24 protein-coding genes and 1 tRNA gene are annotated in these 26,145 nt (G+C 34.7%); 8 read left to right on the top strand and 17 right to left on the bottom strand.

The window, feature by feature from the left end; all coding sequences use genetic code 11:
• Nucleotides 1–43: 43 nt before the first annotated feature.
• The 15 genes from ACVC43_RS13900 to mraZ all read right to left on the bottom strand — a co-directional run bounded on the left by ACVC43_RS13900 (nucleotide 44) and on the right by mraZ (nucleotide 16,554).
• Nucleotides 44–117: transfer RNA gene (locus tag ACVC43_RS13900), tRNA-Arg, on the bottom strand.
• Nucleotides 118–127: 10 nt separating this feature from the next.
• Entirely contained in the window at nucleotides 128–577 is a 450-nt protein-coding gene (locus ACVC43_RS13895; RefSeq protein WP_452225137.1) for a GatB/YqeY domain-containing protein, read from the bottom strand.
• A 163-nt stretch (nucleotides 578–740) separates the two neighbouring features.
• Nucleotides 741–2,729 carry a cell division protein FtsZ gene (ftsZ, locus tag ACVC43_RS13890; protein ID WP_452225136.1) on the bottom strand — a complete coding sequence of 663 codons (1,989 nt, stop codon included), beginning with the start codon at nucleotides 2,727–2,729 and terminating at the stop codon, nucleotides 741–743.
• A 95-nt stretch (nucleotides 2,730–2,824) separates the two neighbouring features.
• Nucleotides 2,825–4,147, bottom strand: coding sequence for a cell division protein FtsA (ftsA, locus tag ACVC43_RS13885; protein ID WP_452225135.1), 1,323 nt, complete (start codon nucleotides 4,145–4,147; stop codon nucleotides 2,825–2,827).
• A gap of 3 nt (nucleotides 4,148–4,150) precedes the next feature.
• On the bottom strand, nucleotides 4,151–4,870 hold the full coding sequence (locus ACVC43_RS13880) for a cell division protein FtsQ/DivIB (protein WP_452225134.1): 720 nt from the start codon (nucleotides 4,868–4,870) through the stop codon (nucleotides 4,151–4,153).
• The gene (gene murC / locus ACVC43_RS13875; RefSeq protein ID WP_452225133.1) at nucleotides 4,860–6,251 is read right to left on the bottom strand and encodes a UDP-N-acetylmuramate--L-alanine ligase; all 1,392 of its coding nucleotides are present in this window, start codon (nucleotides 6,249–6,251) and stop codon (nucleotides 4,860–4,862) included. The genes ACVC43_RS13880 and murC overlap by 11 nt, the downstream gene beginning before the upstream one ends.
• 41 nt (nucleotides 6,252–6,292) lie before the next feature.
• Nucleotides 6,293–7,390 (bottom strand): undecaprenyldiphospho-muramoylpentapeptide beta-N-acetylglucosaminyltransferase, encoded by a 1,098-nt coding sequence (murG, locus tag ACVC43_RS13870; RefSeq protein ID WP_452225132.1) that lies wholly within the window; start codon nucleotides 7,388–7,390, stop codon nucleotides 6,293–6,295.
• Nucleotides 7,391–8,590, bottom strand: a complete 1,200-nt coding sequence (locus ACVC43_RS13865) for an FtsW/RodA/SpoVE family cell cycle protein (RefSeq protein WP_452225131.1) — start codon at nucleotides 8,588–8,590, stop codon at nucleotides 7,391–7,393. It lies immediately after the preceding gene.
• 65 nt (nucleotides 8,591–8,655) lie between these two features.
• On the bottom strand, nucleotides 8,656–9,993 hold the full coding sequence (gene murD, locus ACVC43_RS13860) for a UDP-N-acetylmuramoyl-L-alanine--D-glutamate ligase (RefSeq protein WP_452225130.1): 1,338 nt from the start codon (nucleotides 9,991–9,993) through the stop codon (nucleotides 8,656–8,658).
• Between the two features lie 46 nt (nucleotides 9,994–10,039).
• Nucleotides 10,040–11,272 carry a phospho-N-acetylmuramoyl-pentapeptide-transferase gene (gene mraY, locus ACVC43_RS13855; protein ID WP_452225129.1) on the bottom strand — a complete coding sequence of 411 codons (1,233 nt, stop codon included), beginning with the start codon at nucleotides 11,270–11,272 and terminating at the stop codon, nucleotides 10,040–10,042.
• A 53-nt stretch (nucleotides 11,273–11,325) separates the two neighbouring features.
• Nucleotides 11,326–12,789 (bottom strand): UDP-N-acetylmuramoyl-L-alanyl-D-glutamate--2,6-diaminopimelate ligase, encoded by a 1,464-nt coding sequence (locus tag ACVC43_RS13850; RefSeq protein ID WP_452225128.1) that lies wholly within the window; start codon nucleotides 12,787–12,789, stop codon nucleotides 11,326–11,328.
• Nucleotides 12,786–14,735 carry a penicillin-binding protein gene (locus ACVC43_RS13845; RefSeq protein ID WP_452225328.1) on the bottom strand — a complete coding sequence of 650 codons (1,950 nt, stop codon included), beginning with the start codon at nucleotides 14,733–14,735 and terminating at the stop codon, nucleotides 12,786–12,788. Before ACVC43_RS13845 ends, ACVC43_RS13850 begins: the two co-directional genes overlap by 4 nt.
• 60 nt (nucleotides 14,736–14,795) lie before the next feature.
• Entirely contained in the window at nucleotides 14,796–15,119 is a 324-nt protein-coding gene (locus ACVC43_RS13840) for an FtsL-like putative cell division protein (RefSeq protein WP_452225127.1), read from the bottom strand.
• Between the two features lie 81 nt (nucleotides 15,120–15,200).
• Complete coding sequence (rsmH, locus tag ACVC43_RS13835; RefSeq protein ID WP_452225126.1) at nucleotides 15,201–16,097, bottom strand: 16S rRNA (cytosine(1402)-N(4))-methyltransferase RsmH; 897 nt, start codon at nucleotides 16,095–16,097, stop codon at nucleotides 15,201–15,203.
• A complete protein-coding gene (gene mraZ, locus ACVC43_RS13830; protein ID WP_452225125.1) occupies nucleotides 16,084–16,554 on the bottom strand; it encodes a division/cell wall cluster transcriptional repressor MraZ in 471 nt (156 codons plus the stop codon). Before mraZ ends, rsmH begins: the two co-directional genes overlap by 14 nt.
• Before the next feature lie 294 nt (nucleotides 16,555–16,848).
• Here mraZ and ACVC43_RS13825 point away from each other — a divergent pair, with 294 nt between their 5' ends.
• From ACVC43_RS13825 to ACVC43_RS13810, 4 genes are all read left to right on the top strand, one after another.
• Nucleotides 16,849–17,613, top strand: a complete 765-nt coding sequence (locus tag ACVC43_RS13825; protein WP_452225124.1) for an alpha/beta fold hydrolase — start codon at nucleotides 16,849–16,851, stop codon at nucleotides 17,611–17,613.
• 198 nt (nucleotides 17,614–17,811) lie between these two features.
• On the top strand, nucleotides 17,812–18,423 hold the full coding sequence (gene yihA / locus ACVC43_RS13820) for a ribosome biogenesis GTP-binding protein YihA/YsxC (protein ID WP_452225123.1): 612 nt from the start codon (nucleotides 17,812–17,814) through the stop codon (nucleotides 18,421–18,423).
• 40 nt (nucleotides 18,424–18,463) lie between these two features.
• Nucleotides 18,464–19,099 carry a hypothetical protein gene (locus ACVC43_RS13815; RefSeq protein WP_452225122.1) on the top strand — a complete coding sequence of 212 codons (636 nt, stop codon included), beginning with the start codon at nucleotides 18,464–18,466 and terminating at the stop codon, nucleotides 19,097–19,099.
• An 18-nt stretch (nucleotides 19,100–19,117) separates the two neighbouring features.
• Nucleotides 19,118–19,981 (top strand): RluA family pseudouridine synthase, encoded by an 864-nt coding sequence (locus ACVC43_RS13810; RefSeq protein ID WP_452225121.1) that lies wholly within the window; start codon nucleotides 19,118–19,120, stop codon nucleotides 19,979–19,981.
• Between the two features lie 3 nt (nucleotides 19,982–19,984).
• On the opposite strand, the gene ACVC43_RS13805 is transcribed toward ACVC43_RS13810, so the two are convergent.
• Nucleotides 19,985–21,076 (bottom strand): ABC transporter permease, encoded by a 1,092-nt coding sequence (locus ACVC43_RS13805; RefSeq protein ID WP_452225120.1) that lies wholly within the window; start codon nucleotides 21,074–21,076, stop codon nucleotides 19,985–19,987.
• A gap of 6 nt (nucleotides 21,077–21,082) precedes the next feature.
• Nucleotides 21,083–23,224, bottom strand: a complete 2,142-nt coding sequence (locus ACVC43_RS13800; protein ID WP_452225119.1) for a carboxy terminal-processing peptidase — start codon at nucleotides 23,222–23,224, stop codon at nucleotides 21,083–21,085.
• Between the two features lie 187 nt (nucleotides 23,225–23,411).
• Here ACVC43_RS13800 and surE point away from each other — a divergent pair, with 187 nt between their 5' ends.
• From surE to ACVC43_RS13780, 4 genes are read left to right on the top strand one after another with little or no spacing between them, the layout of a single operon-like run.
• Complete coding sequence (gene surE / locus ACVC43_RS13795; RefSeq protein ID WP_452225118.1) at nucleotides 23,412–24,188, top strand: 5'/3'-nucleotidase SurE; 777 nt, start codon at nucleotides 23,412–23,414, stop codon at nucleotides 24,186–24,188.
• On the top strand, nucleotides 24,181–24,468 hold the full coding sequence (locus tag ACVC43_RS13790; protein WP_452225117.1) for a hypothetical protein: 288 nt from the start codon (nucleotides 24,181–24,183) through the stop codon (nucleotides 24,466–24,468). Before surE ends, ACVC43_RS13790 begins: the two co-directional genes overlap by 8 nt.
• A 3-nt stretch (nucleotides 24,469–24,471) precedes the next feature.
• Nucleotides 24,472–25,593, top strand: coding sequence for a lipid-A-disaccharide synthase (gene lpxB / locus ACVC43_RS13785; protein ID WP_452225116.1), 1,122 nt, complete (start codon nucleotides 24,472–24,474; stop codon nucleotides 25,591–25,593).
• The gene (locus ACVC43_RS13780; protein WP_452225115.1) at nucleotides 25,594–26,124 is read left to right on the top strand and encodes a C40 family peptidase; all 531 of its coding nucleotides are present in this window, start codon (nucleotides 25,594–25,596) and stop codon (nucleotides 26,122–26,124) included. It begins immediately after the preceding gene.
• Nucleotides 26,125–26,145: the final 21 nt, after the last annotated feature.

The raw sequence follows: 26,145 nt of genomic DNA, 5'->3' as shown, positions 1-26,145 counted from the left end.
AAACCATTGTCTTTAACATGTTACTTTGCATGAGGAAATTTTGTGACTGTGATAGGAGTCGAACCTACAACCGCTGGAGCCGAAATCCAGTGCTCTATCCAATTGAGCTACACAGCCAATTATTTTTCTAAGACAATTTACGTTTTACAATATTAGAAATAGTTTTACCATCTGCGCGACCAGCAACTGCTTGGTTTACCATTCCCATTACTTTTCCCATATCTTTCATGCCTTCTGCTCCTGTTTTTGCAATAGCCTCTTCTACCAGTTTACCTATAGCTTCTTCGCTCATAGCCTCTGGTAAAAATTGCTCGATAACTTTTGCTTCTGCTAATTCTGGCGCTGCTAAGTCTTCTCTCCCCTGCTCCAAATAAATAGCTGCACTATCTTTACGCTGTTTTACTTGTTTCTGTAAAATTTTCATTTCCTGCTCCTCACTAAGGTCTTGCTTGGCACCACTTTCGGTTTGTGCTAACAAGATCGCAGATTTTACTGCTCTTAATGCGGTTAAAGCGGTTTGGTCTTTACTTTTCATAGCCTCTTTTAAGGCCGTCATAATAGTTGCTGATAAGCTCATTGTATTCCTTTTTTAAGATTACGAAGATAGGGAAATTTGTCTGCATATTACAGTTGAAGTTAGAGTAGATGTATTGTGAGATAACTACATAAACAGGAATAAAAAACCCAAAAAGCGCAAGTCTTTTTGGGTTTAAAAGTGATTAAAAGTATTGTATTAGCTATTAATCGACATTATCATGTAAAAAAGAATTGTTATTTCTTAATTGAATGTCATCGTTATCGTCTATACTTAAACTGGTTTTAGAGACATTGCCTTCGGAAGATGAATGTTGGGTGTCGTCCAAATTCAAGCCTTGGCGCTTATATGCTGGTATTTTCTCGATATCATCAATTTTAGAGTTATTGAATTTATGATTGAAGGATTTCATTTTTTGCCTTCTATCGTCTGCTCTATCTTTTAAAATATCTGAAATTGAGCTATTCATTGGGTCTAAATCTTCTTCCGGAATCTCGACCACTTCTTCTTTTGCTATTACTTTTTTCTCGAAAACAATTTCCTCATCAACCACATCTTCAACTTTTACTGTTTTTTGATTGGTGTTTATCGAAGAGTTTACCTCTATATAATCATCTAAAGCATAACGTACTTCTTCGTCTTCACGAACTTCGGTTACAGGAATTAACTCAACATGATCGTTAACTTCTATGGCGTTTATATCATGAACAATCTTCGTGTCCTCTACTTCATTTTTCGTTTCAACTTCTTCTTCAATGGTATCTTCATTTATTGGTAAATCGAAACTTAATGTTATTTGTTGCTTTTCTTCTTCCTCTTCTATGTCTTTATCGCTTTTTTCTGCGGTATTGTTTTGTGTTGAAGTGATTACAAACTCTTCATCTGTATTAAAAGTAGCTACAACTTCGTCGTAAACAACATCCATATTTCTAATGACTTCGGTTGTAGGAATTAAACCAAACTCCTCTATAGACACACTGCGTTGCTTGTTAATAAGGTCCATTTCCAATTTACTTAAAGTATCTTCAGTGTCCTCGTCTATATCTAATGTATGCTTTACCACTTTTGGTGGTTCTGGTTTTTCTAAAACAATATCAGGTGTAATAATAGCTGGAGAAGCTTCACTAGGTGTTAAATCCTTTTCAATACTTTGGTCTTCCTCTAAAGCGTGTATAACCTTTTTAGTTTCGGTATTAGAAATTTCGTCTTGCTGTTCAATATTAAAGCCTGTTGCGATAATAGTTACCGCGATAGATTCTTCTAAAGCTTCGTCTTCACCAACACCCATAATAATATTAGCGCCATGTCCAGCTTCCGCTTGAATGTGGTCGTTAATTTCTCCTATCTCATCAATTGTTATTTCCTGAGACCCAGAAACGATAAGCAACAATACGTTTTTGGCTCCAGTAATTTTGTTATCGTTTAATAGTGGTGAATCTAATGCTTTAGAAATGGCTTCCTGCGCACGGTTTTGTCCAGATGCCGTAGAAGATCCCATAATAGCAGTGCCACTATTACTTAACACGGTTTTAGCATCGCGTAAATCGATGTTTTGTGTGTAATGATGGGTAATTACCTCTGCAATACCTTTGGCTGCAGTAGCTAAAACCTCGTCTGCTTTAGAGAATCCTGCTTTAAAACCAAGATTACCATAAACTTCTCGAAGTTTATTATTGTTAATTACTATTAAAGAATCTACCTCTGCACGTAGCTTTTCGATACCTTCTTGTGCTTGCTGAATACGCATTTTACCTTCAAACTGAAAAGGCATGGTTACAATTCCAACTGTTAAAACATCTAATTCCTTAGACATTTTAGCAATAATTGGCGCTGCGCCAGTTCCTGTTCCGCCACCCATTCCAGCAGTTATAAACACCATTTTAGTATTGGTACCAAGCATGGTTTTAATATCTTCAAAACTTTCTACAGCAGATTGCATACCAACTTCTGGATTGGCACCTGCACCAAGACCTTCGGTTAAATTTACACCTAACTGGATTTTATTTGGCACACCACTGTTTTGAAGGGCTTGAGCATCTGTATTACAGATTACAAAATCCACTCCATTAATGCCTTGTTGAAACATATGGTTAATAGCGTTGCTACCACCTCCACCAACACCAATAACCTTAATGACGTTAGATTGATTTTTAGGTAAATCGAAGGCGATACTTTCGAATTCTTTGTTGCTCATAAAATTCTGTTTATTTGGATCAATTAATTGCTTATTCTTTATTATTATTTAGATGTGTTTTACTACATCTTTTTTCTTCTTGTTGCTTTGCAACATTATTCCGCGTTATCTAAAAAATCTTTAACACGCTCTGTTAACGCATCTAAAAACGAGCGTTTTGGTTTTTTTATTGGTTCTTGAATTGGCGCTTCATCCTCTACTAAAAATTCTGAATCTTCTACAGCCTCTTCCTCAATTTTTATTTCTGCTTTTACGCGTTCTTGACGTTTTAACCCATCCATAACTAAACCAACTGCTGTGGCAAATAATGGGCTTGTAATAGAATCGTCACTATCTCCAGCCAAATGCTCGTTTGGATAACCAACTCTGGTATCCATTCCTGTAATATATTCTACTAATTGTTTTAGGTGTTTTAGCTGCGCGCCACCACCTGTTAACACAATGCCTGCAATGAGTTTTTTCTTCTGCTCCTCGTGACCGTAATTTTTAATTTCTACATACACCTGCTCAATAATTTCTACTACTCTGGCATGAATTATTTTAGACAGGTTTTTAAGGGTTATTTCTTTTGGATCTCTACCACGTAATCCTGGAATAGATACAATTTCGTTATCCTTATTTTCTCCTGGCCATGCCGAACCAAACTTTATTTTAAGTAATTCGGCTTGCTTTTCTATAATAGAACAGCCTTCTTTTATATCTTCTGTAATAACATTGCCGCCAAACGGAATAACTGCCGTATGTCTAATAATACCATCTCTAAAAATGGCTAAGTCTGTTGTACCACCTCCTATATCGATTAAAGCTACTCCTGCTTCTTTTTCTTCCTGACTTAACACAGCATTGGCCGAGGCCAAAGGCTCTAACGTAATACCTTCTAACTCTAAACCTGCACTTTTTACACAACGGCCTATATTTCTAATCGATGACACCTGGCCAACCACGACATGAAAATTAGCTTCTAATCTGCCACCATACATACCAATTGGCTCCTTAATTTCTGCCTGTCCATCGACTTTATATTCCTGCGGTAAAACATGAATAATCTCCTCTCCAGGTAACATGACCAATTTATGTACTTGATTGATTAATCGCTCGATATCATCGTCGTTTATTACCGTTTCAGAATCGGCTCTGGTAATATAATCGCTATGTTGTAAACTGCGTATGTGCTGTCCGGCAATACCAACGGTTACACCTTCTATTTTAGTTGCTGCTGCTGCCTCTGCTTCTTGTACAGCTAATTGAATAGACTGAATGGTTTGCGTGATATTATTAACCACACCACGATGAATACCTAAACTTTTAGACTTACCAATGCCTAAAATTTCAACTTTCCCATATTCATTTTTACGACCAATCATGGCCACAATTTTTGTGGTTCCAAGGTCTAATCCAACTGCTAAATTTTGTTCCATAATCTATACTTTAGTGCAAACAACTTGGTTTTCAAATCGCAAATTCACTGTACTGTATTTACTTAAACTTTTATCCTTTATAGCTTTTTTATAAAACGCTTTCAGGTTATTTATTTTTTTTTCTACATTTTTTAATTGTCCTAATTGAACAACAAAACTGCATTGTCTCAACTTTAAGTTGATAGAATTATCTTCATTTTCATGAATCTCGACAACATTCTTTTTAAGAAAATCGTCTGACTCAATTCTGCTAGCAATAGCAAATACATTACCCAAATTATTTTTATTCACTTTACCAGTTACCATAGGCACTCGCGCAGTGTAGTTAGACGACAAAGGCATAAAACCACCTTTACTATCTATGTAATAAGAACCTGATTTTAAGACTCTTGCTATAGGTTTTTTTTGTTTGATTTTTGCTGAAAAATCACCATTTACATTTACAAACACCTCGGCATTTTCAATCATTGCATTAGCATTTAGGACAGATTCTAACGCATTCAAATCTAAAGTTTCTTTAGGCACACTCGTAACAGGTTGTTGATTTTGTATTAACAATTTACTAACAGTCTCGTGTGTAATAAATGGTTTTTGCTCTTCTACAAATTCTATGGTTGTTTTAGGCACTTTGCGCTTACCATTTTTAGCCGAAGAAAAAGCATACAAAAACACAACTAAACCAAGTAGTCCTGCAAGTTTTATATAGTTCCAATTAATTTTCATAAGCCAATGCCTGCTTTATTTTATTTACTTCTGCACCAATATCTCCTGCACCAATGGTGAGGATAATTTTAGCTTTACTTTCTTTTATTTTCTCAATAATTTCAGATTTCTCAATTAATGCTTTCTTTGGATTGCTGATTTTATTTAACAACCAATTAGAATGGATGCCTTCTATTGGTAATTCTCTTGCTGGATAGATATCTAACAAAAGAATTTCATCGAATTTTGAAAGACTCTGTGCAAATTCATCACCAAAATCTTTTGTTCTTGAAAATAAATGCGGCTGAAAAATGGCTAACACTTTTTCGTCGGGATACATCTCCCTAACAGCTTGATGTACGGCATTTATTTCTTCGGGATGGTGCGCATAATCATCTATAAAAACAAGTTCGTCTGTTTTAATCTGGTAGGTAAAGCGACGCTTTACACCTTTGTAAGATGCTAATGCCTTAACGAGCTGTGGCTTAGGGAGACCATATTCTACAGCCATCGCTAAGGCTATTAATGCATTCGACAAATTATGTCTACCAGGTAGGTTAAATTGAACTTGTTTTAGCACTGTGTTGGGCATTTTTACGTCAAACACATAAGCGCCATTTTGTATTTTAATATTTTGAGCGGCATAATCTGAATCATCTTCAATGCCGTAAGTAATTCCTTTTAATGGTAGACCATTTTTAATAAAAAGCTTTCCATTAGGTTTTAATTTTTTCGAAAAATCCTCGAAGGATTTAATTAATTCTGATGCATCTCCATAAATATCTAAATGATCTGCATCCATTGAGGTAATGCAAGCTAAATCTGGTGACAAGGTTAAAAAAGAGCGATCAAATTCGTCGGCTTCTACAACGCTTACCTCGTTACCATTTAGTATTAAATTAGAGTTGTAATTCTCACTAATACCACCCAAAAACGCCGTTAACGGCACATTACAAGCACGCATGAGATGACCAAGAATGCTTGATGTTGTGGTTTTCCCATGCGTTCCTGCTACAGCCAGACAGAATGTGTTTTCTGTTATTAATCCTAAAATTTCCGAACGCTTAAGCACATTAAATCCGTTGTTTTTAAAATAATTGAATTCCTTACTATCTTTTGGTATGGCAGGCGTGTAAACAACTAATGTTTTTTCTGGATTTAAATAACGTGCTTCTATGTTTTCGATGGCATCGTTAAAATGAATATTAATTCCAGAATCTTCCAAGGCTTCTGTGATTTCCGTTTTGGTTTTGTCGTAGCCTGCAACATGCTTGTTTGCTGCATTAAAATAGCGTGCAACAGCACTCATTCCTATACCACCAATACCAATAAAATAAATATTATCCCATCCTAAGCCCTTACCAAAAGTATGGGCTTTTTTATTTGATGCTATGCTATCCATTTTACTCATTTTATTTTTTAATCGTTTCTTCCCTTAGGAGATTAAGCCGGGTTTAAAAGTTTTTCAACTTCGTCCGCTATTTGTTTAGTAGCATTTACTAATGCTAATTTTTTTATATTATTACTTAATTGTTTTTGCTTCTCTTCTGATGCAACCAATTGCGAGAATTTGTTCTTAAAATCGACTTCCAAATCTTCTTGGGCAATCATAATCGCTGCATTTTCGTCCACAATTGCTTTTGCATTTTTGGTTTGATGGTCTTCTGCAACATAAGGCGAAGGCACAAATAATACAGGCTTACCAACTATACACAATTCTGACACCGAGCCTGCTCCTGCTCTGGAAATAATAAAATCGGCTGCAGCATAGGCAAAATCCATATTATTAATAAATTGATGTACTTGTACGTGTTTTATATCGCCATTAATTTTATAATCGTTGTAATATAGTTTTCCCGTTTGCCAGATGATTTGAACCTGTTGGGTTTGCAGGAAATCGAGCTCTCTCTTTAATAATTCGTTAATGGCTCTGGCTCCTAAACTACCACCTAAAACCAGTAATGTTTTTTTATCTTTAACCAAATTGAAGTACTGTAAAGCTTCCTCTTTTTTAGAATGAATATCTAGCAAATCTTGACGTACAGGATTTCCTGTCTTTATAATTTTATTCTTCGGAAAAAAACGCTCTAAACCATCGTAAGCCACACAAATTTTTTGCACTTTCTTAGCTAATAACTTGTTTGTAATTCCTGGATAAGAGTTTTGCTCTTGTATTAAGCTCGGGATTCCTCTTGAGGTTGCCACCTGCAATAATGGTCCACTTGCAAAACCTCCAGTGCCAATAGCTACATCTGGTTTAAACTGGTTTATTATTTTTCTTGCATTCCACAAACTATTAACAAGTTTAAATGGAAACATTAAATTTTTAAGTGTTATTTTTCGTTGAATCCCTGTAATCCACAAGCCTTTAATTTTGTAACCTGCCTGAGGCACTTTTTCCATTTCCATGCGGTCTTTCGCTCCAACAAAAAGAAACTCGGCATCTGGAAAACGCGATTTTAATTCGTTTGCAATAGCGATTGCCGGATAGATATGTCCTCCAGTACCACCTCCTGATAATATGATTTTATAGTTGCTCATTTATAACGCTTCAGAAAGAATTTCTAACGGATTTTCTTCTGGATTTTCTTTACTTTCTTGTCCTTTTATTTCTTCTCTTTTTGCACTTACGCTTAATATTATTCCTATGGCTAAACACGTCATCCAGATCGATGTACCTCCACTACTAATTAAAGGTAAGGTTTGCCCTGTAACTGGAAATAACTCCACGGCAACAGCCATATTAATCATGGCTTGAAATACAATAGGAAATCCCACACCAAGCACTACCAGTTTACCAAAAATAGTATCAGATTTTTGAGCGACAATTACTATTCTAAACAATAGCCACATATACAATATCATTAAAAACAAACCTCCAATTAACCCATACTCTTCAATGATTATAGCGAATATAAAATCTGAAGACGATTGTGGCAGAAAGTTTTTCTGTGTGCTTTTTCCTGGTCCAACGCCTGTTAATTCACCAGATGCAATAGCTATTTTAGCTTTTTCAATTTGGTAATCGGCTTCGGTATCTCCTCCATCCGAAAAATTTTCAATACGGCTCATCCAGGTATCGATACGATTAGGCATTGCATCTGGAAACGCTTTTGCAACTAAAATAAATAACACCAAAGCTAAAATTCCAGAACCTATAATTACTGCCAGATAGCGTATTGGATAGCCTCCTAAAAACACCAATACCAAAACCATTAAAAAAATGAGTGCTGCAGTCGAGAAATTTGAGGGTAAAATTAATATTAGAATTAAAAAAACAGGAAGCCAAAGTGGTAATATAGAGTCTTTAAAAGACACTTGCTCATCTTTTATTTTCGACATGTATCTTGCCACATACACCATTAAAACAACAGCTGCTAATGTTGAGGTTTGGAAAGACATATTTACAAACGGAATACGTATCCATCGGCTTGCATTTGCACCTTCTATTGTAGTGCCTTGCATAATTGTTACGACCAAAAGCACCAGTACAATAGGTATCATAACCATAGATAAACCACGGAAATAACGATACGGCACTTTATGTACACCGTAAATAATAGCAAAGCCTAAAAATAAATGCATAAAATGCTTAATAAAGTAAGATGATGTATTCCCTCCACCAACATTTACTAAATTACTGGCAGCACTATACACAGGAAGAAATGAGAAAATAGCAAGTAATGCTGCTATTGCCCATATTAACCGATCTCCTTTTATATTTTTAAATAGTTGTTGCATAATTTTAGCTTTTAGCCTTTTGCTATTAGCTTTTAGTTGTGATTCTTTTTTTTTATTAATAAGGATTACAAATTTCTAACCGCATTTTTAAATTGGCGTCCTCTGTCTTCGTAATTTTCGAATAAATCGAAACTTGCACACGCTGGCGATAACAACACATTGTCTCCAGCTTCGGCTACTTTGTATGCTATTTTTACTGCTTCACTCATGAATTGCGTTTCTACAATAACATCTACCATATTGCCAAAGCTCTCCATTAGCTTTTCATTGTCTATGCCCAAACAAATGATCGCTTTTACTTTTTCGTTTATAAATGGAAACAACTCTGTATAATCGTTACCTTTATCTACACCTCCAACTATCCAAACTGTTGGCGCATCCATACTTTCTAACGCATAATAGGTAGCGTTTACATTTGTTGCCTTAGAGTCGTTTATATACTGTACTTTGTTTATTCTAAGCACTTGCTCTAATCTGTGTTCCACGCCATGAAAATTTTCTAAGCTCTCACGAATTGTCTGTTTTCTAATTTTAAGCAAATGTGCTACAGTCGATGCAGCCATTGCGTTTTTAATGTTGTGTTTTCCTTCTAAAGCTAAATTTTTTGTTGGCATAATTATCTGGTTGTTATCTATTGTTATCTTAATATTTTCTTTATCTAAATACGCTCCGTTTTCAACTGTTTTTGTTAGCGAAAATGGTAATAATGTGGACTGAATGGTGTTTTGTTTTAGCCAATGATCAATCACTTGGTCATCTGCATCGTAAATCAAATAATCTTCTTTTGTTTGATTTAGTGTTATCCTGAATTTTGAATCGATATAATTTTCAAATTTGTAATCATAGCGATCTAAATGATCTGGTGTAATGTTTAAAAGCACTGCTATATTTGGTTTAAAATCGACAATGCCGTCTAATTGAAAACTACTTATCTCTAACACGTAGTTAGCGAAATCCTCTTCTAAAAGCTGCTTTGCAAAACTGTCGCCAATATTACCAGCCAAACCCACATTTAATTCCTGTTTTAAAATATGATGCGTTAGCGATGCTGTTGTTGTTTTACCATTACTTCCGGTTATTCCAACAAGCGTTGCATTGGTATATTTTGAAGCAAACTCGATTTCTGAAATCACTGGAATTTTATTACTAATAAGCTTTTGAATTAAATCTACTTTATCAGGTATTCCAGGACTCTTCATTACAACATCGGCATTTAATATGTTAGCTTCAGTATGCTGTTGCTCTTCCCATTCAATCTCATTATGTATAAGAACTTCTTTGTACTTTTCTTTTATAATTCCTTTATCTGAAACAAAAACGTCGTAGCCTTTTGCAATTCCTAAAAGTGCAGTACCAATGCCACTTTCTCCTCCTCCCAGTATGACTAATCTTTGTTTTTTCAATTTTCTTTCTATTGTGAATTCCTGCCTTAGCAGAAATAACAAACTCTTATCTTAATTTCAACGTAACAATTGTTAGGATGGCCAGAAAAATTCCAACAATCCAAAACCGAGTTACTATTTTACTTTCATGATAGCCTCCCTTTTGGTAATGGTGATGCAATGGCGACATTTTAAAAATACGCCTACCTTCTCCATATTTTTTTCTTGTGTATTTAAACCAACTAACCTGTAGGATTACCGATAGCGACTCGGCGAAAAAGATGCCGCATAACAACGGAATTAACAACTCTTTCCTAACTGCAATGGCTATTACTGCTATTATTCCGCCAATAGTTAAACTTCCTGTATCTCCCATAAAAACCTGAGCTGGATACGTGTTGTACCATAAAAAACCAATAAGCGCTCCCACAAAAGCGGCTATGAACACTACTAACTCACCAAGCTCTGGTATAAACATAACATTGAGATAATCTGAAAACACAAAGTTTCCAGATACGAAAGCAAAAATGGCGAGTGTAAAGACAATGATGGCCGAACTTCCTGCTGCCAAACCATCTATACCATCTGTTAAATTAGCGCCATTAGAAACTGCGGTTACTATAAATATGACTACCGGAATAAAAATGAGCCAAGCATATTTGGTGAAATCATCGCCAAACCATGTTGCCAAAGAGGCATAATCGAATTCGTTATCTTTTACAAATGGAATGGTTGTTTTTAATGACTTTTCTTTAGGGTTAAATTCTATTGCAGAGTTTTGAGTGATTTTTTCATTTTCGTAGACAGGATTTACTTTCTCTGTTCTAATGGTCACACCAGGATGAAAGTACATAATTGCTCCCACGAAAATGCCTAATCCTACTTGCCCTAATACTTTAAACTTACCGCTTAAACCTGCCTTGTCTTTTTTAAACACTTTAATATAATCGTCTGTAAAACCAACAAGCCCCATCCATACAGTGGTGACAATGAGCATAATCACATAAATATTCTCTAATCGCGCAAATAGTAATACTGGTATTAAGGTTGAAAAAATAATAATTAAACCACCCATTGTTGGCGTACCTGCTTTTTCTACCTGTCCCTCTAAACCTAAATCTCTAACCGATTCTCCCACCTGCTTTTTTTGCAGATAGCGAATAATTTTTTTTCCAAATATTGTAGAAATCAATAACGATACAATAATCGCCAACGCAGCACGAAACGTGATAAATTGAAACACACTCGCTCCTGTTAATTGAAACTGATTTTCTAAATATTCGAATAGGTAGTAAAGCATTCTTATTTGGTTTTATTCACACTTCGATTGCACTTAGTGTGACATTCTGTAATTTATTTTTGCAATTGTTTTAATAATTCTCCAACAATCTTGAAGTCATCAAAATCGCTTCTTTCTCCATTAATTTCTTGGTAGGTTTCATGACCTTTTCCTGCTATTAAAATAATGTCACCTGCATTTGCTAATTGGCAAGCCGTTTTAATAGCCTGTTTTCTATCTACTATCGAAACCGTTTTTTTATAATTTTGAGGTTCAACACCTTTTTCTATCTGTTCTATAATTGTTTCCGGAACTTCCGTTCTTGGGTTATCGCTTGTAAAAATCACTTTTGTACTTAAAGCCGAAGCAATGTGTCCCATTTTTGGTCGCTTGGTGGTATCTCTATCTCCTCCACAGCCTACAACAGTGATTAATTCTTCATTTTTAGTACGAATACTATTTATAGTTTCCAATACATTTTTTAATGCATCTGGCGTATGTGCATAATCTACAATGGCAGTGATTTTTTCTTCAGAAATTAAATATTGAAACCTTCCGCTTACGCTTTCTAATACGCTTATAAGTCTAAGAATTTCGGTAGTTTCTAAACCTAATAATTCGGCAGTGGCATAAATAGCCAACACGTTCGATGCATTAAATTGCCCTATTAATTTTGTCCAAACTTCGTTGTTGTTAATTTTTAACAACATGCCAGTAAACGAATTTTCAAGAATTTGCGCTTTATAATCGGCATAATTTTTAAGTGCGTAGGTATATTGCTTCGCCTTCGTATTTTGCAACATAACCACTCCATTTTTATCATCGGTATTGGTAAGCGCAAACGCTTTTTTACTAAGGTTATCGAAAAATGATTTTTTAATATCACGATATTCGTCAAACGTATTGTGGTAGTCTAAATGGTCATGAGAGAGATTAGTGAAAATACCACCTGCAAACTCTAAACCTTCGGTTCTTTTTTGGTGTATGCCATGCGAACTGACTTCCATAAAGCAAAATTCGACACCCTCATTATTCATTTCCTTTAAATAATAATTAATGCTTAAAGAATCTGGCGTTGTGTGCGTTGCTTTATACTCTTTATTATCTACTTTAATTACGACTGTAGAAAGCAAACCTACTTTATAGCCTGCTTTCTTAAATAGCTGAAATAATAATGTGGCAATAGTGGTTTTTCCATTAGTTCCAGTAACACCAACTAATTTTAAATTCGCCGATGGATTACCATAAAAGTTTGATGCCATAACAGCCAATGCCACACTCGAATCTTCTACAACTATATAAGCAATACCTTCTTTTAAAATTTTTGGTAAATGCTCGCAAACCACAGCAATTGCTCCTTGTTGCACAGCATTCTCGATATAGTCGTGTCCATTTGAAACACTTCCATTTATAGCTACAAATAAATCTTTAACAGCGATGCTACGTGAGTTAAAATGTATATTTCTAATATATACATTAGTCGAACCTACTACGGCATTGATGTTAACCTTATATAATATGTCTATTAATGAAGTCACGATAATTCTAAAACTATAGTTTGATTTTTCTTTACTTTTTGTCCTTTTGGTATAGATTGGGATTTCACAACGCCATTACCTTTCATTTTCACTTTTAATCCTAAATTCTCACACAATGCAATAGCATCCATTATTGGCAATCCAACAACACTTGGCATGATGGTTAAATAGGTGTTTGCGGTATCGTAATATTGTTGAAATTCATTGTCTACCTCGACATTTTCGACTTCCAGCGATTCCACCTCATCTATTATTGGCGTATCTGTAAAAATCTTTTGTGCGATGCGTTTAAATACTGGACCAGTTACATCTGCTCCGTAATAGCCAACTTTTGTACTTGGCTTATGGATTACCACTATACACGAATACTTTGGGTTTTTTACAGGAAAATAGCCTGCGAAAGACGACACATATTTTTTATCTTTATTCCATGCTTCAAAATCGCCATAATCTGTTCTGGCTGTTCCTGTTTTTCCTGCCATAGAAAAATATTTGGAATACATCCCTTCTCCTGTTCCACGTTCCACCACATTTTCTAACAGTTTTTGCGCTTTTTTAATCGTTTCTTCTGAAGCAATTTTCTTAACACGAATTTCCTTGCCAAAACTTTCTATTTCACGATTAAGCTCCTTTACCTCCCTTAAAAATCGAGGTTTCACCATTTCTCCATTATTTGCCACAGCATTATAAAACGTTAGTGTTTGCAATGGTGTTAATTGCATATTATAACCATAAGCGATAGATGGTAAAGCGTTGCGACTCCAAATAGCGTCACCTGGTTTTGGTATCACCGGATTGCCTTCACCTACTATTGGAAGATTTAAATTTTCATGAAGCTTCCATTGTTTTAATCTGTTGATAAATTTATTGGGGTTCTTAGAATAATGCTCATCTATAATGGTAGCCAATCCAATATTTGAAGATTTCTCGAAAGCTTTAGCTGCTGAAATTTTTCCATAACCACGTGTATCTCTAATGCCTCTTCCATAAAATGTTTTATACCCATTTTTTGTATCGACAATAGTAGAGGTATCGATAACTTTGTCTTCCAGAGCTGCCATAATTGCCATTAACTTGAATGTTGATCCAGGCTCATGAGATTCCCAAACGGCATAATTTCTTTTCTCGTAATACTTTCCGGATTTCGATTTCCCTAAGTTTGAAATCGCTCTTATCTCTCCCGTTTTTACTTCCATAACAACAACACAGCCATGATCTGCATCGTACTTTTCTAACTGCTCTAATAGAGAATGGTGCGCTATATCCTGTATGTTTGTGTTTATAGTTGTGTAAATATCATAACCATCCTGTGGCTCTACTTGATTATAATCTACAATTGGTTTCCACTGTCCTTTTCCTATTTTTTGTTTTAAACGCTGCCCATCTTTACCTTTTAAATATTTTTCACCAAAAGCACCATCTAATCCAGCTCTGGTTATGTTACCATCTTCGTCTGTGCGCTCGTAACCTATGGTTCTCATAGAAATGCCTCCCATTGGGTGCTCACGTTTTGTGGTTTGTTCGACAATTAATCCACCTTTAAATGCACCTAATTTTAATAATGGGAAATTGCGTAATCTCAAATAATCGGAATACCCAATATCGCGTGCCAACAAATAATAACGGTTTTGTTTTGCTCTGGCTTTTCTTAAATTTTCTCTGTAATAACCCGATGATTTTCCTGTATATTTAGATAACGAATCGCATAAGGCGCCAATATTTTCCTGCCATACTTTTTTCTTTGGCGTTTTAGTATCGATTCTAATATCGTATTTAGGAATTGAAGTTGCCAAAAGATTACCATTAACCGAATACACATTACCTCTATTTGCAGGAATAATCTTGTTTTCGATGGTTCGTTTTTCGGCTAAATCGCGATATTTATCGCCATTTACATATTGAATGGTTAACAACTTAACAACCACAGCAAGGCCGAAGATGAACATACATCCAGCTACAAAATACAATCGGTTTAATATGTTCGTTTCGTTTACTGCCACGATTCTTTAATCCTTTTTTTGTGGTTTTACTTTTATTTTTTGAGGCGGAACTTCGGAAGTTTTCAAGCCTTTTTCTTTCATTTTTGCAGAGACGACCGATTCTTTTTTCAACTCCATTAATCGACCTCTGCCATCTATAAATGCACTTCGCAATTCTTTTGCTTCATTACTCAGCCTTGCAATTTCATGCACTTTTTTATCTGCACTGTGCGAACTTGCAATCATTACTATAGCCAACACCGAAATGAACAGAATCATTCTCCAGTTTTTAAAGGAATCTTCGTTTACCAGAAACGTTCCTCTTAATATGCTATAGATGTTTTTTTTCAAACTAAAGTTTTATTTTTTTTAACGCTTCTCGATACAATTTGCTAATGCTTCGCAAATCACTCGAAGTGACAGTGTCTATAATTATACTTTTTCAGCAATACGAAGCTTTGCACTTCTTGCTCTGTTATTCCGTTTTATTTCTTCTGCCGAAGGAATTATTAATTTTCCAACTTTTTTAAGAGGCACTTCAAAATTGCCAAAGACATCTCTTTCTGGCTCACCTTCAAACAATCCGTTTCTTATGAATCGTTTTACTAATCTATCTTCTAACGAGTGATAACTTATTAAACTCAGCCTTCCATTAGATTTTAGAATCTCTGGTGTTTGTGCTAAAAATTCTTTTAAAGCTTCAATTTCCTGATTTACCTCTATACGAATGGCCTGGTATATTTGTGCCAATATTTTATTCTCGTGTTTTGGCGATAAAAACTTTTTTAAAATGGTTTTTAACTGGTCGCTGGTTTTTATCACTTCGTTTTTACGATACTCAACAATTAATCTTGCCATTGCTGGTGCTGCACGCAATTCGCCATATTGCAACAACACATTTTTTATTTGCTCTTCGTCATATTCGTTCACCACATGAAATGCAGATAGTTGGTTTTTTTGATTCATTCGCATATCTAAATCTGCTTGAAATCGTGTTGAAAAGCCACGTTCTGCAACATCGAATTGATGTGACGATACGCCAAAATCTGCCAAAATACCATCGACTTCCTTTGCGCCATGAAATCTTAAAAAGCGTTTTACGTATCTAAAATTCTCATGAATGAGCGTAAATCTCGAATCGTCTATAGTATTTTTAAGAGCGTCTGCATCTTGATCGAATGCAAATAATTTTCCGTTTTCTCCAAGTCTGCTTAATATTTCTTTGCTATGACCTCCACCACCAAAAGTGACATCGACATAAACACCATCTGGTTTAATATTTAAACCATCGACAGTTTCTTTTAGCAAAACCGGATTATGATATTCCATCTCCATCTTCATCTTGTCCCATGACTTCTTCGGCTAAATCTGCAAAATCAACCGCTGCATCATCAATGGCTTGTTCATACTTATCTTTATCCCAGATTTCTACAATGTTTACTGCCGAAGACATCACTATATTTTTTGAAATTCCAGCAAAAACAATTAAATCTTTTGGGATTAATAATCGTCCGTTAGCATCAACCTCAACCATTTTTACTCCAGCAGTAAACCTGCGGATGAAATCGTTGTTTTTCTTTTTGAAACGATTTAGCTTATTTACTTTCTGCATTAAAACTTCCCATTCTGCCATTGGATACAGTTCTAAACACGGTTGAAAAACCGCTCGTTTCAACACAAAACCATTTTGTAATACAGGAGCCAACTGCTTTTTAAGCGCAGCAGGCAACATCAACCGTCCTTTGGCATCAGCTTTACATTCGTATGTTCCTATTAATGAGTTCAATGTGTTTTTTTTATAATAAAACGATTAAGATTCAAATATATTGAAAATTTTACCACATTTTACCACTTTTTACCACATTGTTGATAAATATCCTTTAAATCCACTGTTTTGAAGTTAATCTGCAATGAGAAACATTCTATAAACACGTTGTTATCAGCCAATTGAAGAGTGTATAAAATAGTAATTAACAGTTGTTAATATGTCTCTACCATTTGTTTTTTGAAGTATATTAAGTTTCCTATCATTTTTTATTTGAAATAACTATATTTGCTTTAACTGATTGACCAAAAATTAATGTCGTACACACTTAAAACCGAAGGAAAATATAATTATATTGAAGCTGGTGAAGGCACACCCATTATCGTGCTTCATGGTCTTATGGGTGGGTTGAGTAACTTCGACGCCGTAATAGACTATTTTAGCGAACGTGGGTATAAAGTGATTATTCCGCAACTTCCAGTTTATTCCATGTCTCTTTTAAAAACTAATGTAAAAGCATTTTCTAAATACTTACAAGAGTTTATAAAATTTAAGGGTTTTAATGATGTTATATTACTTGGTAATTCTCTTGGTGGACACATTGGTCTGTATTTTACAAAATTAAATCCTGAAAAAGTAAAAGCGCTAATTATTACAGGAAGTTCTGGATTGTACGAAAGCGCTATGGGAGGCAGCTACCCTAAACGCAGTGATTATGAAGTTATTAAGAAAAAAGCACAAGATGTTTTTTATGATCCCGCAATAGCCACAAAAGAAATTGTGGATGAAGTTTACGAAACTGTAAACGACAGAAACAAACTTATTAGAACGTTAACCATTGCTAAAAGTGCTATCAGGCACAATATGGCTAAAGATTTACCTAAAATGAATACACCAACTTGTATTATTTGGGGAAAAAATGATGCGGTAACACCTCCGGAAGTTGCTGTTGAATTTCATGAATTACTACCTGATTCTGATTTGTTCTGGATAGACAAATGTGGTCATGCTGCCATGATGGAACATCCAGACGAGTTTAACAAGATTCTTGATGGCTGGTTAAAGAAGCGTTCTTTGTAACAAGCTCTTGCAGTTAGGCTTTAGCTTTCGGCTCCTTACGTAAATTTCAAGAAACTCTTATCTTTTGCTTTTTCTTTATAAAAAACACTGTGGTGGTTGGTTTGACTAATTACGCTTGGTTACTTACTCTTATGTGCTTACTTTTGTCTTTTACTAATAATTTAAAAGCAATTTTCGCTTTCGCGGAAACACTATCGCATGAAAATTAAGTCGGCTGAATTTGTAATGAGTAATTCTGAAGTAGCAAAATGCCCAAAGGATATGCTACCTGAATATGCCTTTATAGGCAGAAGTAATGTAGGGAAATCGTCGCTAATTAATATGCTTACCAGCAGAAAGAGTTTAGCAAAAACCTCTGGCAGACCCGGAAAAACACAACTTATTAATCACTTTCTAATTAATAAAGATTGGTATCTGGTCGACTTGCCTGGCTATGGTTATGCTAAAGTTTCTAAAAGTACAAAAAAGGTATTTCAGAAGTTTATTACTAAATATTTCGAACAACGCGAGCAACTGGTTTGCGCTTTTGTTTTGGTCGATATTCGCCACAAACCGCAACCTATAGATTTAGAATTTATGCAGTATTTAGGCGAAGGCGGTATTCCTTTCTGTATTATTTTCACAAAGGCCGATAAACTTAGACCAAATGCTATAGATAATCACGTTGAAGCTTATAAACAGGTTATGCTTGAAACCTGGGAAGACATGCCACAGTATTTTATTACCTCCAGCTCTAAGGATATTGGGAAAGAAGAAGTGCTTGGGTATATTGGAGATTTAAATGATGGGATGGTAACAAATGAATTGTAATATAATGAAGCAAACTATTATAATATTTTTTCTGTTATTAATGACTCAATTTTTATACAGTCAGAAAAACATTTACATAGACGAGGTAGGTGATACTATTAGAAAAGGCAAATATTACAAGAAATGGAAGAAAAAAAAATTACTATTAAGTGCCTGGCATTACAAAGATGAGCATGGAACTAAATATCATACTTTAAAAAAGAACTTATACCTGAAGGGAACTTACAATTACGGAGAAATAAAAAGTAAAATTGAAGAACTTACCAAATACAAAATTCCCGATTCTTCAGTATTGCTTATAAGTTATAGGTTTAAAGATGATTATTGCGTGCCATCACCAATCAATAATATTACAAAAGATGAAATTAGCAAAAGGAAAGAGCATTTAAGTAACTTACAAAATAAAATGAGTAAAAAGGGTGCTTTTTACCTTTCTTTATTTGAAAACGGCATTGTACTGCATAATGAAGCAAATGAAAAACAAGAGTATTATTTTAATGACAACGATAATTTCTTCAAAGAAAAATTCTTTGTAAATCCTGCATTATGCGGTGCTTTTGCTTTAATTAAAACCAATGGAAACTATATTGTTAGAAATGGTGAGTATAGATCCGATTGGATGCTTGATCATTTAAAGCCAGAAAACTGGAAGCTCTTTTTTAATGATACCGATTAAAGTATTTGTTAAATCTTAATGCAAGAAAACAACATTCATATCGTTCCCAAACTCGCAAAACCTATTCGGCTTCAAGAGTATGGTGTTGGTCTTTTTCATTCTGCTATTACAAAATCTGCCTTAAAAAAAATATTAAAAAAGCAGTGGATTACTGTTAATGGTGTCATTGCAACTACTGCAACATTTATACGTGGTGGAGAAACCATACAATTAACGTCTCCTGAACATAAAAGCCCTAAATCCAAATTAATTTTCAAACTCAATGTCATATTTGAAGACGATTATTTAGGAATAATCCATAAACCAGCAGGAATTTTGGTGAGTGGTAACAGCTTTAAAACCATCACCCATGCTTTGCCTCAAAACTTAAAACCAAGTACGCTTCCAGATGCCACTACTCCGCAACCTGCGCACAGATTAGATTATGCTACAACAGGATTACTTTTAATAGGAAAAACAAGCAGCAGCATTATGGCTTTAAATAAATTATTTGAGAATAAAGTGATAAAAAAAACATATTACGCAATTACCATTGGCACTATGCAACCAGCTGGTAAAATAACGTCTAACATCGATGGCAAGCCATCTAAATCTCACTATAAAGTAAAAGCCAGCGTAAATTCTAAACGTTTTGGAACACTCAATTTAGTAAAACTCAAGCCCAAAACAGGACGAAAACATCAATTAAGAAAGCATTTAACGAGCATAGGCAACCCAATACTTGGAGACAAAACCTACGCTATTGATCACTTAATTTTAAATGGTAAAGGCCTGTACTTACACGCTTACGCCCTAAAGTTCATACATCCTTTTACAAAAAAAGAAATGGTTATTAAAAATGAATTACCCAAAAAATTTAAAACGATTTTTACAACTATTTAGCTATTAATTTTTAACGTCTAAAGCATCACGCAAGGCATTACCTATTAACATAAAAGCCATTACCAAAAACATAATACAAAGTCCAGGAATAATGGCTAAATACGGTTTTCCAAGAATAATATAGTTGTAATGGTCTTTTATCATGGCTCCCCAACTTGCCATTGGTGGTTGTGCGCCAATACCCAAAAAACTCAGTCCGCTTTCTATTAAAATTGCCGCAGCAAAATTTGCTGCACAAATAACAATAACTGGTGCCATTATATTTGGTAAAATATGCTTTGTGATTATTCTAAAATTATTGAAGCCTAACGCACGTGCTGCAGTTACATATTGCATTTCTTTGGCACTTATAATTTGTCCGCGCACTACTCTTGCCACTTCCACCCACATGGTTAAACCCACAGCAATAAATACTTGCCAGAAGCCTTTACCTAAGGCCAAAGTAATTGCAATAACTAATAATAAGGTTGGTATGGACCATGTTACATTAATAATCCACATAATAAGGGCATCTATTTTTCCGCCAAAATAGCCTGCCACACTTCCCATAAAAACACCAATTACCAACGAAATAAAAACAGCTACAAAACCTATAAAAAACGAGATACGCGCACCAACTAACACTCTGCTTAACAAATCGCGACCATATTTATCGGTTCCTAAATAGAATATTTTTTGTGAAATTAGTGTTTCGGGTTTCAAGCTATTGTTATTAATAACGTAGGTTTTTTCTATACCTTTTAAACCATCAGAAGCATATGCTGTATAATTAATGACGTTATTATTAATATTATATCCTGAAATTGGAATTTCGGTTACGGTATTAATTTTTCCGAAGAATATTTTATCGAGAAAAGTTTGTTTGTTTTCAATCTGCGATGGTAACGATAACATGGTTACTGTAAATCCTGGCGATTTAGAGTGAATTGACACATGCATTTGGTTGGCATATTGTGAATTATCTGGCGCAAACACATAGGCAAAAACAGAAATAACACCTACAAATACAATAAAGTAGAAACTAAAAACGCCCCAAAAATTCTTTTTAAATTTTTGGAGCGCTAATTGAGATAATGAGTTTGTTTTGCTACTCACTGTATATTATTCTTTTATAACGGCTACTTTTTTAATCTCGTAGGTCATTTTTAAATCATCTAATACATTCAATGCTTCTTCCATGTAAACATCATGACTTAAACTTTCATGCCATCTTACACGTTTTTCTTTTAAAACAGAATCTTTCTCAAAAAGGGCTGTTTCGTATGGTAAAGACTCAAAAGTCAAGTTTGTTTTGTAATCAGAAATCGCATCGTATTCTTTTGACTTTTCTTCATCTGCATTTAAGTTTTCCTTATATTTTTCATAGTTTAAAGAATATACATTCTCATCCATTTGAGATTTAATCCACTTGGCATTTTCCTCAATAAGTTTTAATTGCGGATTATTTTCCATACGTGCTTTACTATTACTAATAGTGGCATCGTAATCGAAATAACTGTTCCAGTAATCGTATTTTACGGCATCAATTTTATCCCATGCTAATGGGTTATCCTGATCACGTTCTCCTATATCTACAAAACTATATCTGTCTGGCACAACAACATCGCTTTTTACACCTTCTAATTGCGTTGAGCCTCCATTAATTCTATAAAATTTCTGACGTGTTATTTTAATGGCACCTAAATCGCCATGAGAACTGTTACGTACCATTCGGTTTAAATCTAATACGTTTTGAACGGTTCCCTTACCATAGGTTTGCTTACTACCAATAATGATAGCACGTTTATAATCTTGCATTGCTGCTGCTAAAATCTCGGAAGCAGAGGCCGACAATTCGTTTACCATAATTACTAATGGACCATCCCAAATAATAGATTCGTCTTCATCTTCTAACACTTCTTTAGGTTCGTTTGTAGAGCGTACTTGCACGATAGGTCCGTCTTTAATAAATAAACCTGCAATATCTACAACCGTTTTTAAGGAGCCACCTCCATTGTTTCTAAGGTCTAAAACAAGACCTTCCATGCCTTCCTCTTTTAATCTTTCAATTTCCTTTTTAATGTCTGAGGCTGCATTACGTTTTTTATAATCTTCAAAATCGATATAAAATTTAGGTAAGTTAATAATCCCATATTTTTTATCGTTTTTAATTACCGTAGAAGATTTAGCATACGTTTCTTCTAATTCTACTAAGTCTCTTGTAATGGTAACATCTTTAATAGAACCGTCAACTTTTTTCATGGTTAAAATAACCTTGGTTCCTTTAGGTCCTTTTATTAGTTTAATAGCATCATCAATACGCATACCTACTATACTAATAGCCGCTTTTTCATCTTCCTGACGTACTTTTAATATAATATCTCCAACTTCTATTTCCTGGCCTCTCCATGCTGGACCTCCAGATATAAGCTCGACGATTTTGGTATGGTCCATTTTCTTTTGCAGTCTTGCACCTATACCTTCTAATTTACCAGACATTTGCTGGTCGAAACGATCTTTATCTGTTGGCGCAAAGTAAGTGGTGTGTGGATCGAATTCTTCTACAATTGCATTAATATAAACAGCAAACCAATCTTTACGTTGTAAATCTTCTACATAATCTGTATAAAACATGTCCAGATTCTTTAGGGTTTCTGTACGCGCTTCAACTTCCATTTCTGTAAGTGATTTTTTCTCTTTAACGGCTACACCATCAACTGCAACCGTATCTTTTTCCTGACTTGTAATTAAATCGTCGTAATTAGCGATGGTATTAAATTTTAATAGTTGTCTCCATCTCTCTTTAAGTTTTTTCTTGGTTTTTACGTAGTCATGGTTTTCGTAATCGGTATCAAAATCTTCTTCAATAGTAAAATCGAAAGGCTCTGCTAACACTTCCTTATAGTACGCTTTAGCTTCTGCCATACGTTGTACTAAACGTTCGTTGGTAACATTAAAAAACGTAATGTCGTAGGCTTTTAATTCGTCGTCGATTTTGGTTTCAAACTTAGCAAACTCTTCGATATCCGATTTTAAAAAGAAACGTTTTAAAGGGTCGATTCTATTTAAATATGTCTTGTAAACATCCTTAGAAAATTCGTCGTTAAAATCTTTTGGCTGAAAATGTAATTGCTCTAAAGCCAATGTAATTATTTGTATAAGCAGTTTATCCTTATCTGGGTCGTTATCTACTTTAGTTGTAAAACTACACGAGCCAAATGCTAATAAAAGCACTAACATTAAAATATTATATTTCCTTTTCATAAGCTTTCTTATTCGTATTAATCATAGTTGTTAAGGGAAAATTTCCTCTAAAATAAAAGAAAAAACCGTGCCAACAATTGCAATGTGCGCTAATTTTTTGTTAAACCACTAAAATTAATAAATTCCTAAAGAAATTATGTATTTTTGTTTGTAAATAAAGAGATTACCGCTTTCGCGAAAATATAATATGACAAAAAAACCTCTAATTTTAGTAACAAACGATGATGGTATTACTGCTCCTGGTATTCGCACTTTAATTTCAATTATGAAAACGTTGGGAGACGTTGTTGTTGTTGCACCAGATAGCCCTCAAAGTGGGATGGGACATGCCATTACCTTAGATTCTACCTTACATCTTGAAAAAATTTATGTCGAGGCTGGAGATTACGAAGCTTACAGTTGCTCTGGCACACCTGCAGATTGTGTGAAAATAGCTGTAAATGAAATTCTTAATAAACGTCCAGACCTGGTGGTTTCGGGTATAAATCATGGTAGTAATTCTTCCATTAATGTTATTTATTCTGGCACCATGAGTGCTGCTATAGAAGCAGGTATTGAAGGTATTCCTGCCATAGGGTTTTCGCTTTTAGACTATAGTTGGAATGCTAATTTTGAACCCGCTACATCCTTTGTAAAAACCATAGTACAGAATGCTTTAAACCATGGTATTCCCTCAAGTACAATATTAAACGTAAATATTCCAAACGCAGATAAAAAGGATATAAAAGGTATTAAGGTTTGCAGACAAGCAAAAGCAAATTGGGAAGAAAAATTCGATAAGAGAAAGACGCCTCAAGGCAAAGATTACTATTGGCTTACAGGAGAATTTGTAAATCTTGACAAAGGCGAAGATACAGACGAATGGGCATTGGCACATGGTTACATTTCTGTGGTGCCTGTACAATTCGATTTAACGGCTCATCATGCTATACAAGAACTAAACACCTGGAATTTAAATGAATAAAAAAGCGATAATACTTGGTTTTTTTATTGGGATAATAACAACTATTATAGGTATTTCTATTTATACGCTAATTATTGGGCTTAGATTAGATCTATCTGTACATGATATTATTAATAAATTATTATCTACCAGCGTGTTAGGCAAACGTGCCAGCATTGGTATTTTGCTAAACATCCCTGTTTTTTATTATTTTTTAAATAAGAAAAAAGAAGATTATGCAAAAGGAGTGCTTTTAGCCATAGTTTTAGTAGCTTTAGTGTTTATATTGAATAGTTTTTAACCAATGAAATACTATATTATTTCTGGAGAAGCCTCAGGCGATTTGCATGGCTCGAACCTAATGAAAGCATTACAGCGCGAAGATGTTAATGCCGATTTTAGGTTTTGGGGAGGCGACCTCATGCAGGCTGTTGGTGGTACGTTAGTAAAACACTATCGCGAATTGGCGTTTATGGGTTTTGCAGAAGTAATACTTAATTTAAGAACCATTGCAAAAAACCTCTCGTTTTGCAAACAAGACATTGAAAGTTATAATCCAGACGTTATTATTTACATAGATTATCCTGGATTTAATTTACGCATTGCCAAATGGGCGAAAAAAAAGGGTTTTAAAAACCATTATTATATCTCTCCACAAATCTGGGCCTGGAAAGAGGGTAGGATAAAAGATATAAAGCGCGATGTGGACGACATGTATGTTATTTTACCTTTCGAAAAACAGTTTTATGAAGACAAACATCAATTTAATGTTCATTTTGTTGGGCATCCTTTAATAGATGCTATTGGAGATAGGCATCAAGTAGGCGAATTTGAGTTTAGAACCCAACACGGTTTAAGCGAAAAACCAATAATTGCGTTGTTACCTGGCAGCCGAAAACAGGAAATAAAAAAAATACTTGCTGTTATGCTAAGTGTGGTTGACGATTACAATGACTATCAATTTGTTATCGCTGGTGCACCTGGTCAAGATTACACATTTTACCAACAGTTTATACAAAAAACGAATGTTCACTTTATTAGCAATAAAACATACGATTTATTAAGCGTCTCTACCGCTGCACTTGTAACCTCTGGCACTGCCACGTTGGAAACGGCACTTTTTAAAGTACCACAGGTGGTTTGCTATAAAGGCAGTTGGGTATCTTACCAAATTGGAAAACGTGTGGTTAACTTAGATTATATTTCTTTGGTTAATTTAATACTTAATAAACCTTCTGTTACAGAACTTATTCAAAACGATTTTAATACCAAACAGTTAAAAAAAGAGTTAGATACTATATTGGATCCTTACGAGCGCACTAAGTTTTTTATAGATTATTACGATTTAGAAAAAGCATTAGGCGGTAAAGGTGCCAGTGAAAATACTGCTAAACTTATTTATAAAGCTATAAACACAAGTACCTAAATGCGAAAAATTGCCTTAATCCTACTTACCATTATTACACTATCCAGTTGCGGAAGCGCCAAAAACAAGCGTGTAGTTACACGAAAGTCGCCAGCAACTAAGGTGGCAAAAACAACAAGAACAACCACCTCCACTACTGCTGTACCGCAAATGGCTGCATCTATTATTAATAATGCCGAAAAATATGAAGGTACCCGATACAAATATGGTGGTACCACAAAAAAAGGCATGGATTGCTCTGGGTTAATTTATACCGCTTTTAAAGAAGAAAATTTACATGTACCACGTACCACAAGTGCCTTATCCAGTTATGGCGATTGGATAGACCTTAAAAAAGTGCGCGAAGGCGATTTGCTTTTTTTTGCTACCAAAAAAAATAGCCGTAACGTAAATCACGTTGGTTTGGTTACTAATATTTATAGCGATACGGTTGAGTTTATACATGCCTCCACCAGCAGAGGTGTTATGACCTCTAAACTCTCAGAAAAATACTGGTATTTTGCTTTTATACAGGCGAGACGTGTATTGTAAGATTTTTACTATCTTCAAGGA

The sequence above is a fragment of the Lacinutrix chionoecetis genome (assembly GCF_053604665.1).
This window is presented reverse-complemented; position numbering and strand designations above follow the sequence as displayed.